Raw genomic sequence first — 13,391 nt, 5'->3', positions numbered from 1 at the left:
TCTGACCCCTTCTTTGCGCCTCAAATATCCCGGGGGGTCCGGGGGGCTGGCCCCCCGGTTCCCCGCCTGCCACCGGAGCCCGCGATGCCCCGCTACGCCTTTCGCCTCGAGTATCTCGGCGCCCCGTTCAACGGCTGGCAGCGCCAGGACGGCCAACCCTCGGTCCAGCAAGCGGTGGAGGAGGCTCTGGCCCGCCTCGAACCGCAGGAACCCCGCCTCGCCGCCGCTGGGCGCACCGACACGGGCGTTCATGCCACCGGGCAGGTCGCGCATGCCGATCTGATCCGCGACTGGGCGCCCGAGCGGCTGATGGAGGCCGTGAACCATCACCTCAAGCCCCTTCCCGTCGCGATCACCGCCTGCGCGCGGGTGTCCGAGGATTTCCACGCCCGCTTCTCGGCCATCGAGCGGCGCTATACCTTCCGGCTGGTGGCCCGCCGGGCGCCGGTGGTGCAGGACCGGGGCCTTGTCTGGCAGGTGCGCCACCGGCTCGACCTCGGCGCCATGCAGGAGGCAGCGCAGGCGCTGATCGGCACCCATGATTTCACCACTTTCCGCGCCAGCCTCTGCCAGGCGAAATCGCCGGTGAAATCGCTGGACGAGATCCGCATCGAGGAACACCCCTATCCCGCGGGCCAGGAATTCCGCCTGCATCTGCGCGCCCGCAGCTTCCTGCACAACCAGGTGCGCTCCATCGTCGGCACGCTGGAGCGGATCGGCGCCGGGGCCTGGCCGCCCGGCCGGATGGCCGAGGCGCTGGCAGCCCGCGACCGCGCCGCCTGCGGCCCGGTCTGCCCGCCGCAGGGCCTGACCCTGACCGGCGTCGGCTACCCCGAAGACCCCTTCACCGCCTGACGCGCTCAGAACGAGCGCGGCAGGCCGAGGACATGCTCGGCGACATAGGACAAGATCAGGTTGGTCGAGATCGGCGCCACCTGATAGAGCCGCGTCTCGCGGAACTTGCGCTCGATGTCGTATTCGCAGGCAAAGCCGAAGCCGCCGTGGAATTGCAGGCAGGCATTCGCCGCCTCCCAGCTGGCCTTGGCAGCGAGGTATTTCGCCATGTTCGCCTCGGTCCCGCAGGGCTGGCCCGCGTCATAGAGCGCGCAGGCCCGGTGGCGCATCAGGTTCGCCGCCTCGATCTCGATGAAGGCCTCGGCGATGGGGAATTGCACGCCCTGGTTCTGGCCGATGGGCCGGCCGAAGACCGTCCGCTCCGAGACATAGCGCGTCACCCGGTCGGTGAACCAATAGCCGTCGCCGATGCATTCCGCCGCGATCAGCGCCCGTTCGGCATTGAGCCCGGTCAGGATATAGCGGAACCCCTGCCCCTCCTCCCCGATCAGGTTCTCGGCCGGAAGTTCCAGATTGTCGAAGAACAGCTCGTTGGTCTCGTGGTTGACCATGTTGGGGATCGGCCGGACCTCCATGCCCGAGCCCATCGCCGCCTTGATGTCGACGAGGAAGATCGACAGCCCCTCGGATTTCTTCGCCACCTCGGCCAATGGCGTGGTGCGCGCCAGCAGGATCATCAGGTCGGAATGCTGCACCCGGCTGATCCAGACCTTCTGCCCGTTGACCACATAGCGGTCGCCCTTGCGGACCGCCGTGGTCTTCAACTGAGTGGTATCGGTGCCGGTGGTGGGTTCCGTGACCCCCATGCTTTGCAGGCGCAGCTCGCCCGAGGCGATCTTCGGCAGATAGCGGCGGCGCTGCTCCTCGGAGCCGTGCCGGATCAGGGTGTTCATGTTGTACATCTGCCCGTGGCAGGCGCCGGAATTGCCGCCCGAGCGGTTGATTTCCTCCATGATGACCGAGGCTTCGGTCAGCCCCAGCCCCGAGCCGCCGTATTCCTCGGGGATCAGTGCCGCCATCCAGCCCGCCCGGGTCAGCGCCTCGACAAACGCCTCGGGATAGGCGCGCTCGGCGTCGATCCGGCGGTGGTATTCGTCGGGAAATTGCGAACAAAGCGCCCGCACCGCGTCGCGGATTTCCTGATGGTCGGTTGATCGGGACAGGGTCATCGCGGGCTCCGGTTGCAAGACGGACCAGATGTGCCAGACCGATCCCCCCAGGACAATCGTCAAGGGCGCGGGACGCGCGGGATCACCCGCCCGCGAACTCCCGGCGCAGGGCCTCGGTGGCCGCGCCCAGCCCCGGCACCGGACCCGGCGCGAAATCCGCGCCCCGCCCCGCCGGTCGCGGCATCGAGACCGCGCGCCCGTCGGCCAGCGTCACCGGCATCAGCCGCAGCGCCGGGTGCACCTCCAGATCCGCCAGCGTGCTGTAGCGGCTCCAGGCAATGCCCGCGGCGTCGAGTCGGGCGATGGCCTCGGCCGTAGTCAGCGCGGCGAAACCGGGCTCGACCTCGGCATCGAGCCGGGCGCGGTTCTCGACCCGCAGCGCATTGCTGGCATAGGCCGGGTCTTGGGCCAGATCGGGCCTCTCCAGCACCCCCTTGCAAAGCCGCGCCCATTCGGCGTTGGTCTGGGTCGCCACGATCAGGCTGCCATCGGCGCAGGCGAAGGGCCGGTAGGGATAGATCGAGGCATGCGAAAGCCCGTGCCGCCCGGTGTCGCGCCCGCCATAGGTCCGATGCAGCAAGGGCACGCTCATCCATTCGGCCATGCCGTCGAACATGGCAATCTCGATCTGCGCGCCGCGCCCGGTCTGACCCCGTGCGATCAGCGCCTCCAGAACCGCGGCATGGGCATTCATCCCCGTGGCAATATCCGCTGCCGACACCCCGATCTTCGAGGGCGTCTCGGGCGTGCCGGTCACCGCGCAAATCCCGCTTTCGGCCTGGACCAGCATGTCATAGGCCCGCATCCCGGCATAGGGCGTGTCCTGCCCGTAGCCATTGATCGAGACGGCGATGAGGCGCGGATAATCGCGGGCGATGACCTCGGGCGACGGGCCCATCCGGGCCAGCGCCCCGGGGACGAGGTTCTGCACCAGCACATCGGCGCGGGCCAGAAGCGCGCGCAGAAGTGCCAGATCGGCCTCGGCCTTGAGATCCAGCACCGCGCTTTCCTTGCCCCGGTTGAGCCAGGCGAAATAGGCGGAGGTTCCCAGCACCGCCGCATCGTAATGCCGCGCGGTCTCGCCGCCCGCGCGCTCGATCTTGATGACCCGGGCGCCCGCATCGGCCAGCCGCACGGTGCAAAGCGGCGCCGCCACCGCCTGTTCGAGGGCCACGACCAGAAGGCCCGCCAGCGGCTTGCCGGACATCGCGCGGGGGATCGGGTCGGTCTGGTCAGGCATGCAGGTGCTCCTCCGCTCGGCCGGCCGGAGCGTGGCGATGCCCGCCCGGCGTCCTCCCTGCCCGGTTGTGCGACACCGGCAGGCTGGCGGCAAGGAAAAGGCGGCGGCGATCAGCCGAGGCGCCGCCCCTCCCATTCCCACCTGAGCAGGGCGTATTGCAGGGTGTTCTCATAGACCGGCTGGCCCTCGGCGTCGTTGCGAAACGAGATGTACTCCAGGAACAGCCCCTCCCGCCGCATGCCCAGCCGTTCGCAAAGCCGCTGCGAGGACAGGTTGTGATCCTCGACATAGGCATAGAGCCGCCGCGCCCCGACCGCGTCGAAGAGATGCGCGAAAAGCGCCTGTGCCGCTTCGACGGCATAGCCCTGCCCCGCGACCGCCGGGTTGAAGTTCCAGCCGACCGAGACCGTGTCCTCCTCGGGATGCGCGAAAAGATCGCCGATCAGCGCGTCGGTATCCTTCAGGCAGACGGCGATCTGCGCATCGTCCTTGCTGCGCGCCCGGGCCTCGGCCTGCGCCGCATCGAGGTCTTTCTGGGTCAACGACAGGAAGCAGCTCGCCACCGGGGCCTGCAGATAGGCGAACAGGCCCTCGGCATCCCCCTCGCGGAAGTTTCGCAGGCGGAGGCGTTCGGTTTCAAGGGGTTGCATGGCTCATATCTCCGACAAAGTGCCTTAGTGATGGGTCGCGGCAGTCGCGGGGCGATGCCCGGCCAGGGCGAAGAACACCACCACCGCCAGCGCCGTGACGATCCCGGCCGAGGTGCTCAGCAAAACGGCATGGGTCTGGGTGAAGGCGGCTTTCCCCGCCTCGATCAGCGCCGCGCCCTCAGCGCCGCCCAGCCGCCCCGCCACGATATAGGCGTCGCCGATGGTGCGGCTGGCCTCGGCCGCGAGGCTCGCGGGGATCGAGGCGGGCAGCTCCATGGCGCGGCTGAAGACGCCCGACATGAAGACCCCGAAGAAGGTGATGCCCAGCCCGGTGCCCAGCTCATAACCCGTGGCCTCCAGCGACCCGGCAGCGCCGCCCTTGCTGGCCTCCACAGCGCCCATGATGGCGATGGACGAGGCGGTCAGGCCGATGCTCAGCGTCAGCCCCAGCACCGCCAGCGCCACCGGCACCGCAAGGCCCGGCTCGTGGAAATCGCTCTGCGCCAGCATCAGCAGCGAGGCCGCGGCGATCAGCAGCGACAGGCTCGCCACAAGGCGCAGGCCGAAGCGGTTGGACAGGAACCCCGCGACCGGCCCGCCGATGGCCGCCGCCGCCATGATCGGCACCATGAAGAGGCCCGCCTGCAGCGGCGTCTTGTCCAGCACGTATTGCAGCTCTTGCGCCAGCGTCAGTTCCACCCCCGCCAGCGCCCCCGCGGCGACCATCGCCATCAGCAGACCCGCCAGGATCGCCGGACGCGACAGCAGCGACAGGTCCAGCATCGGCTCGGCCGAGCGCAGCTGCTGACGCGCGAAAAGGGTCAGCGTGGCGATGCCGAAAACCAGCACCAGCCCGGCGACGGACCAGGGTTGCTTGCCGCCGAAACCGGCCTTGACGGCATAGACCGCAGTGATCATGCCAAGGATGAGCAGCAGCGCCTGACCGATGCGCCACTGGCCCGGCGTCGTGGCCTCGACGCGCGGCAGGAGGAACCAGCAGGCCGGAGCCACGACCAGCATGACCGGCACGTTGATCAGGAACACCGACCCCCACCAGAAATGCTCAAGCAGCGCGCCGCCGACCAGCGGCCCCACCGCCGCGCCCGCCGACCCCACCGTGCCCCAAAGGCCCAGCGCGATCGCGCGTTCGCCCGCATCCTCGAAGGTCTTGCGGATCAGGCCCAGCACGCAGGGCATGATCATCGAGCCGCCCAGCGCCAGGCACACCCGCGCCGCGATCAGCGCGCCCGCGCTTTGCGCGAAGGCCGCCCAGACCGAGGCCGCGGCGAAGATCACGAGGCCGGTCAACAGGATGCGGCGGTTGCCGACCCGGTCGGACAGCGTGCCCATCGGCACCAGCAGCCCCGCCATCAGCAAGGGATAGATGTCGATGATCCACAGCACCTCGGTGCCCGAGGCATTCAGCGCCTGCGTCAGCCGTGGCACCGCGACATGCAGGATGGTCATGTCCAGCACCACCGGCAGGAAGGCCAGCATCACCGCCAGCAGCACCAGCCAGCGTTTCGGATCGGGGGTCGGAGAGGACATGGATCACCTGACAACATGATTGCAGGCGCCGATATAAATACATACGTATGGAATTCAATCCGATTGTGAGGCGACATGGGACGGACACCGACAATCAGCCGTGAGGCCCTGCTGGATCTGGCCGACGAGATCGTGCGCCAGGGCGGCGGCGGCGCGCTGACCATCGGCGCGCTGGCGCAGGCGGCCGGGATCTCGAAGGGAGGCGTGCAATATTCCTTCGCCAGCAAGGATGCCCTCGTGCGGGCCCTGATCGACCGCTGGACCGACAGGTTCGACGCCCTGCTCGGCGATCCGGCGCCTGCGGACCCGGTCGACTTCGCGCTGCGCTACATCAAGGCGACGCGCGTCTCGCAACAGGCGATGAACGCCAAGATGGCGGCGCTGCTGGTCAGCTATCTGGAGGATCCGGCCAATCTGCAGGCCACCCGCGACTGGTATCACGCGACCTTCGCCCGCCTCACCGGCGACAGCCCCGAGGCCCAGGCCGCCCGCGTGGCCTTTCTGGCGGTCGAGGGCCTGTTCCTGATGCGGATCAACGGCATAGACGCAGAGGGCGGCTGGACCCGGCTTCTGGACGATGTGGAAGCAATCCTGCGGCGGCTGGGCAGGCCCTGAGGGATCTGGCCAGCTGCCGCCTGTCGGGCTCAGCCGATGGCAAGTTCGGCGATCCGCCCGTCCCTGAGCCCGAAGGTGAAGGTCAGCACCGCCGGGCTTCCCGGGAAATCGCCGGTGACCCGGGCGCGGACCCATGTCTTGCCGCCCGCCTCGGTGACCTCCAGCGGCACGGCCTCGTGGCGGTACTTGGCCTTGGCGGCCAGCCACCAGTCGCGGATCGCCGGGCCGCCCTGATGGCGCTGCCCTTCGTCATGGACGATGGCCTCGGGGGCGAAGGCTGCGGCGAAGGCCGCGCCATCCTCGGGCGCGCGGGCGGTGAAATAGGTGCTGACGGCGGCGGGAAGCTTCATGGGATGTCCTTTCATGTCTGGGTCTCCCGCAAGATAGGTCTGGATCTCAATGCCGATAATCGGGATAAATCGGTATGCTTTGATGCCGAAAACGGGATTATGATGGAGACCGGGCTGAAAGGGCTTGAGGCGGTGCTGGCCATCGCCCGGCGGGGTTCCTTCCGGGCGGCGGCGCTGGACCTCGGCATGTCGACCACGGCGCTGTCGCATGCCATCGGGCGGCTCGAGGCCAGCCTCGGCGTGCGGCTTTTCAACCGGACGACGCGCAGCGTGTCGCTCAGTGACGCCGGGCAGGCCTTTGTCGAGCGTATCGGCCCCGCCCTGGCCGAGATCCGCGGCGCGATGGAGAGCGCGCAATCGCTGCGCAGCACCCCCTCGGGCCTGTTGCGGATCAACGCCTCGGTCCAGGCCGGGCGCGAGATCGCGCCGCTGGTGGTGGATTTCCTGCGCCGCTATCCTGAGATGCAGGTCGATCTGGTGACCGAAGGCCGCCTGGTCGATATCGTCGCCGAGGGGTTCGATCTGGGCATCCGCCCTGCCGATCTGGTGCCGCGCGACATGATCGCCCTGCCGCTGGGGAGGCCGCAACGCTATGCGGTCGTGGCCTCACCCGACTGGGTTGCCCGCCACCCCCTGCCCCGAACCCCCGCCGATCTGCGCCCCGACGACTGCCTGCGCGTGCGCCTGCCGAACGGCGCCCTCTTCCCCTGGCAATTCCAGCGCCGGGGCGAGGCGGTGCAGGTCGAGGCCAGGGGACGCCTGACGCTGGACGAACCCGCCATCGCCCGCACCGCGGTGCTGCAAGGCGCCGGGATCGGCTTTTTCATCGAACAAGACGTGGCCGCAGATATCGCCGCCGGCCGCCTGATCCGCCTGCTCGAGGACTGGACACCGCCCCGTCCCGGCTTCAGCCTTTACTACCCCGGCAGGCGGCACCCGACGGCCGGTTTCACCGCCTTCCTGACACTGGTGCGCGAGGCCGCGACGCGCGGCGCCGCTCAACGCGGATAATGCATCGTGTTGTGAAAGCGTGAGGGCGTGGCCAGCGGGTTGCGATAGCCATGCGGCTGGTCGGCGTTGAAGCGCAGCGCCTGACCGCAATCGACCCGCTGCCATTCCCCCTCCAGCAGGATCTCCACCACGCCCTCGACGACGAAGACATCCTCGATCACCCCGGCGCCATGCGCGGCCGACAGATGCTGCCAATGCGGGGCGAGGTCATGCAGGAAGACCTCGGATCCGGTCTTCGGATCGAAGGGAAAGAGCGTGCGGAAGGAGGGGCCATCCCGGACCGGCGCCTGCCCCTCGGACGGCCCTCGGGCCGAGGGCGTTGCGGCCGGGCCGATCAGGGCCGTCAACGGCAGTTGCAGCCCCTTGCAGAGCTTCCACAGCACCGCCAGCGTCGGGCTGCTCTCGCCGCGCTCGATCTGGCCCAGCATCGCCTTGCTGACCCCGGTCAGCTCGGCCGCCTGCGACAGGCTCAGCCCCGCCTGCCCCCGCGCCTTGCGCAGATTGGCCCCGACCAGATCGCCGCCGCGTGTTTCTGTCATCTCTCGGCGGCCTCCGCAGCTTTCCATCTTGTGCGTTATAGCGCACGAGCGTAAAGGGGATCGACCGCAATAACGCACGCTTCCTGCTTAGAGGCCGCCTTGCTCCCGTTCAAGCTTTCGCATGTCGCGGCCGGCTTCATCGCCGTCCTGGTGGGCTATACCAGCTCGGTCGCCATCATCTTTCAGGCCATCGACCGGCTGGGCGCGACCGATGCCCAGGCCAACAGCTGGATGCTGGTGCTGGGGCTGGGCATGGGGCTGTCGACCTTGGTCCTGTCGCTGGGCAACCGGATGCCGGTGCTGACGGCCTGGTCGACCCCGGGCGCGGCGCTGATCGCGCTGAGCAGCGGCCTCACCCTGCCCCAGGCCACCGGCGCCTTCATCCTCTGCGCGCTGCTCCTGATCGCCACCGGCCTCAGCGGCTGGTTCGACAAGCTCACACGGCTGATCCCCGACAGCCTGGCCAATGCGATGCTGGCGGGGATCCTGTTTTCCTTCGGCATGAAGATCTTCGACCCGCTCGGCACCGACAGAACGCTGGTGCTGCTGATGGGCGCCGCCTATCTCGCGCTCAAACGCCTGGCGCCGCGCTACGCGATTGCCGGGGTGTTCTTCGCGGGCCTGGCCTATGTGGCGGCGACGGGGGGGTTCGAGGGCGTCAGCCTGCCGGTCGCCCTCGCCCGGCCGGAATTCGTCATGCCCGAATTCTCGCTGCCCGCGCTGATCGGGCTGGGGCTGCCGATGTTCCTGGTGACCATGAGTTCGCAGAACATGCCGGGCGTGGTGACGCTGCGCGCCGACGGCTACACGCCCGACATCGGCCGGGCCATCACCGTGACCGGGCTCTTCAGCCTGGTGCTGGCCCCCTTCGGCGGCTACGCCTTCAACCTTGCTGCCATCACCGCGGCGATCTGCACCGGGCCGGACGCCGATGACAATCCCCGCACCCGCTACAAGGCCGCGCTGTTTGCTGGCAGCTTCTATGTCGTCATCGGGTTGATGGGGGCCACGGTGATCGGCCTGTTCCTCATCCTCCCCGGGGCGCTGGTCCTGACCATCGCCGCGCTGGCGCTGCTGGGCTCCATCGGCAACAGCCTGTCGGCGGCGATGGCCCCGAAGAACGAGCGCGAGGCCGCCCTCCTCACCTTCATGACCACGGCGAGCGGTTTCAGCCTTTACGGGATCGGCGCGCCGTTCTGGGCGCTGCTGCTGGGGCTGGTGGTCCGGTTCACCCTGCGCCGGGCGCGCTGACCGCCGCGCGCCGGGGCCCGCCGTTCATCATCCAGACCCCGGCGATCGCCGCGCAGAGACCCAGCACCACCGGCAGCGAGAGCCGCTCGCCCAGCACCGCCACCCCCAGCAGCACCCCGATTCCCGCCCGCAGGTAACTCTGGCTGGCAACGCCCAGCGGCCCCAATGTCCGCACCAGCCGGAAATAGACCAGCAGCGCCATCCCGGTGCAGGAGACCGCGAGCATCAGCGTCGCCGCGAGCGCCATGGGGCTTGGCCTGAGGCTCAAGGGAGCCTCGACCACGAAGGCCAGCGGCACCAGCACCAGCGTCGCCCAGATCATCGTCCCCAGCGCCGTCTGCAAGGCCCCGACCCGCGCGAAATTGCGCCCATAAAGCGCCGCCCCCGCGTAGAGCATCGCACCCACGAGGCAGGCCAGCTGCCCGGCCACCGACTCGCCCAGCCCCGCCAGCGCCTCGACCCCCACGATCAGCACCACGCCGCCCAGCCCCAGCAGCGCCCCGGCCAGCTTGCGCCCGCCAAGCGCCTCGCGCGTGAAGAGCGCGGCGAAGAGGAAGACGAAGATCGGCGAGGTCGAATTCAGCACGCTCGCCAGACCGGCCTCGACATGCTGCTGCCCCCAGGCCAGCACCGTCCAGGCGCCGATACTGTTGAAGAAGGCCTGAAGCCCCAGCTTGCCCCAAAGCCGCCAACCGCGCGGCAGGTGCTCGCCACGGATCCACAGGACCAGTCCGAGAAACAGCGCCGCCCCCGCGACCCGCAGCGCGATCAGCGTGACCGGCGGGATCTCGGCCACCGCCACTTTGGTAAAGATATAGGACGACCCCCAGAGCAGCGCCAGAAACCCCAGCAGGGCGTAATCGAGGGTCTTGTCCTGGCTCTGCATCGGGGGCTTCCTGTGATGTCGGCCCGGTGTTACCCCGCCCGCCTCCCCCGTTGCTTCCATCCAGACCGAAGTGTCGCCGCAGGGAGCCCCCGCGCCGCAAAAAACAAAAGGCGCCCCGACAGGGCGCCCTCGCATCAGCCTCGACCCGGATCCCGGGGCAGCTGCCCCCTCCGGCCTAGCCGCTCAATGCGTCCAGACCTGCTTGCGGTTGGTCGCGAAATTCTCGCCATAGCCCTGGGCGCGGATGTTGGCCGCCCGCTCTTTCGGGGCCTGCACCACATAGTCGATGCCATTGGCGCGGGCATAGGCCTCGGCCTCGGCCTGGGTCGCGAAGCGCAGCCGCACCTGCGACTGCGTGTCGCCCGAGCCGGTCCAGCCCATCAGCGGGTCCTTCTCGCGCGCTTCGGCCGGGGCGAAATCGAGAATCCACTGCTTGGTGCGGGCCATGCCCGATTGCATGGCGTTGCGGGCGGGACGATAGATACGGGCGCGCATGGAAGACTCCGTCTGACTTGCCGCCTTATCCGAAATTCGGCCCCCCCTGACAAGGCTTTCCGGCAAGGCTTTGCGCCGCTTTCCGCGCCTGCGAGGCCCCGGCAGCGCCACCGCCCCTTGCAGAAGAACAAAATAGGCACAATTCTAGGCACGAAGCCAAAGGTCCGCCCGATGCACAACAACCGCCCCGATGTCCTGAACGAAATGCCGATGATGGCCGCCCCCCGGCGCGAAAAGCTGGAGGGGGGCAAGCAATTCGTGCTGAAGACGCCCTTCCAGCCCGCAGGCGACCAGCCCACGGCCATCGCCGAACTGGCGGGCGGTCTCAGGGAGGGCGAGCGCAACCAGGTGCTGCTGGGGGCGACGGGCACCGGCAAGACCTTCACCATGGCCAAGATCATCGAGGAGACGCAGCGCCCGGCGATCATCCTGGCGCCGAACAAGACGCTGGCCGCGCAATTATACGGCGAATTCAAGGGCTTCTTCCCCGACAATGCGGTCGAGTATTTCGTCAGCTACTACGATTACTACCAGCCCGAGGCCTATGTCGCCCGGACCGACACCTATATCGAGAAGGAATCCCAGATCAACGAGGCCATCGACCGGATGCGCCACTCGGCGACCCGGGCGCTGCTTGAGCGCGACGATGTGATCATCGTCGCCTCGGTCAGCTGCATCTACGGCATCGGCTCGGTCGAGACCTATTCGGCCATGACCCAGGATCTGAAGGTCGGCCAGCTTTACGACCCGCGCAGCTTCATCGCCGAGCTGGTGGCGCAGCAATACCGGCGCAACGACGCAGGCTTCCAGCGCGGCTCGTTCCGGGTGCGCGGCGATGTTGTCGAGGTCTGGCCCGCCCACCTCGACGACCGCGCCTGGCGCTTCAGCTTCTTCGGCGAAGAGCTTGAGGCGATTACCGAATTCGACCCCCTGACCGGCAAGAAGACCGACAGTTTCGAACAGATCCGCATCTATGCCAACAGCCATTACGTGACGCCCCGGCCGACGCTGCAACAGGCGATCAAGGGCATCAAGGAAGAGCTGTTCCACCGGCTGAAGCAGCTCAACGCCGAGGGGAAACTGCTGGAAGCTCAGCGGCTGGAGCAGCGGACCAATTTCGACCTGGAGATGCTGGAAGCCACCGGCGTCTGCAACGGGATCGAGAACTATTCGCGCTATCTCACGGGGCGCGCGCCGGGTGAGCCGCCGCCCACCCTCTTCGAATTCATTCCCGACCAGGCCATTGTTTTCGCCGACGAATCCCACGTCACCGTGCCGCAGATCGGCGGCATGTACCGGGGCGACTTCCGGCGCAAATCGGTGCTGGCCGATCACGGGTTCCGGCTGCCGTCCTGCATGGACAACCGCCCCCTGAAGTTCGAGGAATGGGACGCGATGCGCCCGCAATCGGTCTTCGTCTCGGCCACCCCCGCCGCCTGGGAGATGGATCAGGCCGGCGGTGTCTTCGCCGAACAGGTGATCCGGCCCACCGGCCTTCTGGACCCCGTGGTCGAAATCCGCCCTGTTTCCATGCAGGTAGACGACCTTCTTGACGAAATCCGCAAGGTCGCGGCCGAGGGGCTGCGGGTGCTGGTCACCACGCTGACCAAGCGCATGGCCGAGGATCTGACCGAATATCTGCACGAACAGGGCATCCGCGTCCGTTACATGCATTCCGACATCGACACGATTGAAAGGATTGAGATTCTCCGCGATCTGCGGCTTGGCGCCTTCGACGTGCTGATCGGCATCAACCTGCTGCGCGAGGGGCTCGACATCCCCGAATGCGGGCTGGTGGCGATCCTGGATGCTGACAAGGAAGGCTTCCTGCGGTCCGAGACCTCGCTGATCCAGACGATCGGCCGCGCCGCGCGCAACGCCGATGGCCGGGTCATCATGTACGCGGACAAGATCACCGGCTCCATGCAGCGCGCGATGGACGAGACCAACCGCCGCCGCGCCAAACAGATCGCCTATAACGAAGAACACGGCATAACCCCTCAGACTGTCAGGAAAAACGTCGATGACGTCCTGAGCGGCCTGTGGCAGGGTGACACCGATCAGTCGCGCGTCACCACCAAGGTGTCGAAGCCTATGGTCGGCGCCAACCTCGCCGCCCATCTCGACGCGATGCGCACCGAGATGCGCAAGGCGGCCGAGAACCTGGAATTCGAGGAAGCCGCGCGGCTGCGGGACGAGATCAAGCGGCTGGAAGCGGTCGAACTCGCCATCGCCGACGACCCGCTGGCCCGCCAATCCGCCGTCGAGGAGGCGGTCGAGGAAGCCGTCAAGACCCGCGGCCGCTCCACCGCGGGCAAGGCCGGGTCCAATGCCAAGCAGGCGGCGAAAAGCAAGGGCCGGCGGCGGTAAGGCCTATTGTCTGACATCGACAAACCCACCGCCCTCGTCCTCGGCGCCGCGGTCTGGCCCGGGGGTGAGCCCTCTCCGACGCTGGCGCGGCGGACAGCGCATGCCATCGGGCTTTACCATGCGGGGCATGTCGGACGGATCATGGGGTGCGGCGGGCTGGGCACTCATCCGCCGACGGAAGCGGCGCTCATTGCCCGGCTTTGCCGAGAGGCGGGCATCCCCGAGGACCGGATCCTGGAAGAGGACCGCTCCACCTCGACACGGGAAAATCTGATCAACGCCAAAGTCTTGCTGCCCGAGGCTGCGCGGGTGGTGATCGTCACCGACCCTTATCATGCGCCTCGCGCCCGGCTCATCGCCTGGCAGATCGGCCTCAGGGCCGGCACCTCCAGCCCCGGCTGGGACCAGATCG

14 protein-coding genes are annotated in these 13,391 nt (G+C 68.1%); 6 read left to right on the top strand and 8 right to left on the bottom strand.

Going from position 1 to position 13,391, the window contains the following annotated elements; genetic code table 11:
• Positions 1–84 precede the first annotated feature (84 nt).
• Positions 85–855: a tRNA pseudouridine(38-40) synthase TruA gene (gene truA, locus VDQ18_RS19075; RefSeq protein ID WP_323022487.1), complete on the top strand. Its 771-nt coding sequence runs from the start codon at positions 85–87 to the stop codon at positions 853–855.
• A gap of 5 nt (positions 856–860) precedes the next feature.
• Here the strand turns inward: truA and VDQ18_RS19070 are convergent, their stop codons facing one another.
• The 4 genes from VDQ18_RS19070 to VDQ18_RS19055 all read right to left on the bottom strand — a co-directional run bounded on the left by VDQ18_RS19070 (position 861) and on the right by VDQ18_RS19055 (position 5,462).
• On the bottom strand, positions 861–2,024 hold the full coding sequence (locus tag VDQ18_RS19070; RefSeq protein WP_323022486.1) for an acyl-CoA dehydrogenase family protein: 1,164 nt from the start codon (positions 2,022–2,024) through the stop codon (positions 861–863).
• A gap of 82 nt (positions 2,025–2,106) precedes the next feature.
• The gene (locus tag VDQ18_RS19065; protein WP_323022485.1) at positions 2,107–3,264 is read right to left on the bottom strand and encodes a CaiB/BaiF CoA-transferase family protein; all 1,158 of its coding nucleotides are present in this window, start codon (positions 3,262–3,264) and stop codon (positions 2,107–2,109) included.
• A 110-nt stretch (positions 3,265–3,374) separates the two neighbouring features.
• Positions 3,375–3,914 (bottom strand): GNAT family protein, encoded by a 540-nt coding sequence (locus VDQ18_RS19060; protein ID WP_323022484.1) that lies wholly within the window; start codon positions 3,912–3,914, stop codon positions 3,375–3,377.
• Positions 3,915–3,938: 24 nt separating this feature from the next.
• Positions 3,939–5,462, bottom strand: a complete 1,524-nt coding sequence (locus VDQ18_RS19055; RefSeq protein WP_323022483.1) for an MFS transporter — start codon at positions 5,460–5,462, stop codon at positions 3,939–3,941.
• A gap of 75 nt (positions 5,463–5,537) precedes the next feature.
• Here VDQ18_RS19055 and VDQ18_RS19050 point away from each other — a divergent pair, with 75 nt between their 5' ends.
• On the top strand, positions 5,538–6,077 hold the full coding sequence (locus VDQ18_RS19050; protein WP_323022482.1) for a TetR/AcrR family transcriptional regulator: 540 nt from the start codon (positions 5,538–5,540) through the stop codon (positions 6,075–6,077).
• A 29-nt stretch (positions 6,078–6,106) separates the two neighbouring features.
• On the opposite strand, the gene VDQ18_RS19045 is transcribed toward VDQ18_RS19050, so the two are convergent.
• A complete protein-coding gene (locus tag VDQ18_RS19045; protein ID WP_323022490.1) occupies positions 6,107–6,427 on the bottom strand; it encodes a nuclear transport factor 2 family protein in 321 nt (106 codons plus the stop codon).
• Between the two features lie 102 nt (positions 6,428–6,529).
• Here VDQ18_RS19045 and VDQ18_RS19040 point away from each other — a divergent pair, with 102 nt between their 5' ends.
• A complete protein-coding gene (locus tag VDQ18_RS19040) occupies positions 6,530–7,438 on the top strand; it encodes a LysR substrate-binding domain-containing protein (protein WP_323022489.1) in 909 nt (302 codons plus the stop codon).
• On the opposite strand, the gene VDQ18_RS19035 is transcribed toward VDQ18_RS19040, so the two are convergent.
• Complete coding sequence (locus VDQ18_RS19035; RefSeq protein WP_323022481.1) at positions 7,426–7,977, bottom strand: XRE family transcriptional regulator; 552 nt, start codon at positions 7,975–7,977, stop codon at positions 7,426–7,428. The two genes, VDQ18_RS19040 and VDQ18_RS19035, sit on opposite strands and share 13 nt — an antisense overlap.
• Positions 7,978–8,076: 99 nt before the next feature.
• On the opposite strand from VDQ18_RS19035, the gene VDQ18_RS19030 reads away from it, so the two are divergent.
• Positions 8,077–9,228, top strand: coding sequence for a benzoate/H(+) symporter BenE family transporter (locus tag VDQ18_RS19030; RefSeq protein WP_323022480.1), 1,152 nt, complete (start codon positions 8,077–8,079; stop codon positions 9,226–9,228).
• On the opposite strand, the gene VDQ18_RS19025 is transcribed toward VDQ18_RS19030, so the two are convergent.
• Together VDQ18_RS19025 and VDQ18_RS19020 are read right to left on the bottom strand one after the other, a co-directional pair.
• On the bottom strand, positions 9,206–10,114 hold the full coding sequence (locus VDQ18_RS19025) for a DMT family transporter (RefSeq protein ID WP_323022479.1): 909 nt from the start codon (positions 10,112–10,114) through the stop codon (positions 9,206–9,208). The two genes, VDQ18_RS19030 and VDQ18_RS19025, sit on opposite strands and share 23 nt — an antisense overlap.
• 183 nt (positions 10,115–10,297) lie before the next feature.
• Positions 10,298–10,609 (bottom strand): ETC complex I subunit, encoded by a 312-nt coding sequence (locus VDQ18_RS19020; RefSeq protein WP_323022478.1) that lies wholly within the window; start codon positions 10,607–10,609, stop codon positions 10,298–10,300.
• 204 nt (positions 10,610–10,813) lie between these two features.
• Between VDQ18_RS19020 and uvrB the strand changes: the two genes are divergently transcribed.
• Together uvrB and VDQ18_RS19010 are read left to right on the top strand one after the other, a co-directional pair.
• Positions 10,814–12,979, top strand: coding sequence for an excinuclease ABC subunit UvrB (gene uvrB, locus VDQ18_RS19015; RefSeq protein ID WP_323022488.1), 2,166 nt, complete (start codon positions 10,814–10,816; stop codon positions 12,977–12,979).
• A 6-nt stretch (positions 12,980–12,985) separates the two neighbouring features.
• On the top strand, positions 12,986–13,391 hold a 406-nt coding region (locus VDQ18_RS19010; RefSeq protein ID WP_323022477.1), incomplete at its 3' end, for a YdcF family protein.

It is taken from the genome of Pararhodobacter sp. (genome assembly GCF_034676075.1).
Lineage (GTDB): Bacteria > Pseudomonadota > Alphaproteobacteria > Rhodobacterales > Rhodobacteraceae > Pararhodobacter.
The sequence above is the reverse complement of the archived record's forward strand: the minus strand, read 5'-3'. Positions and strand labels throughout refer to the sequence as shown.

What these genes read in the sequence shown, in the direction of transcription:
- VDQ18_RS19070 (WP_323022486.1), bottom strand. Translation starts at nt 2,024, where the DNA reads ATGACCCTGTCCCGATCAACCGACCATCAGGAAATCCGCGACGCGGTG.
- VDQ18_RS19025 (WP_323022479.1), bottom strand. Translation starts at nt 10,114, where the DNA reads ATGCAGAGCCAGGACAAGACCCTCGATTACGCCCTGCTGGGGTTTCTG.
- VDQ18_RS19050 (WP_323022482.1), top strand. Translation starts at nt 5,538, where the DNA reads ATGGGACGGACACCGACAATCAGCCGTGAGGCCCTGCTGGATCTGGCC.
- VDQ18_RS19060 (WP_323022484.1), bottom strand. Translation starts at nt 3,914, where the DNA reads ATGCAACCCCTTGAAACCGAACGCCTCCGCCTGCGAAACTTCCGCGAG.
- VDQ18_RS19055 (WP_323022483.1), bottom strand. Translation starts at nt 5,462, where the DNA reads ATGTCCTCTCCGACCCCCGATCCGAAACGCTGGCTGGTGCTGCTGGCG.
- uvrB (WP_323022488.1), top strand. Translation starts at nt 10,814, where the DNA reads ATGCCGATGATGGCCGCCCCCCGGCGCGAAAAGCTGGAGGGGGGCAAG.
- VDQ18_RS19065 (WP_323022485.1), bottom strand. Translation starts at nt 3,264, where the DNA reads ATGCCTGACCAGACCGACCCGATCCCCCGCGCGATGTCCGGCAAGCCG.
- VDQ18_RS19020 (WP_323022478.1), bottom strand. Translation starts at nt 10,609, where the DNA reads ATGCGCGCCCGTATCTATCGTCCCGCCCGCAACGCCATGCAATCGGGC.
- VDQ18_RS19040 (WP_323022489.1), top strand. Translation starts at nt 6,530, where the DNA reads ATGGAGACCGGGCTGAAAGGGCTTGAGGCGGTGCTGGCCATCGCCCGG.
- truA (WP_323022487.1), top strand. Translation starts at nt 85, where the DNA reads ATGCCCCGCTACGCCTTTCGCCTCGAGTATCTCGGCGCCCCGTTCAAC.
- VDQ18_RS19035 (WP_323022481.1), bottom strand. Translation starts at nt 7,977, where the DNA reads ATGACAGAAACACGCGGCGGCGATCTGGTCGGGGCCAATCTGCGCAAG.
- VDQ18_RS19045 (WP_323022490.1), bottom strand. Translation starts at nt 6,427, where the DNA reads ATGAAGCTTCCCGCCGCCGTCAGCACCTATTTCACCGCCCGCGCGCCC.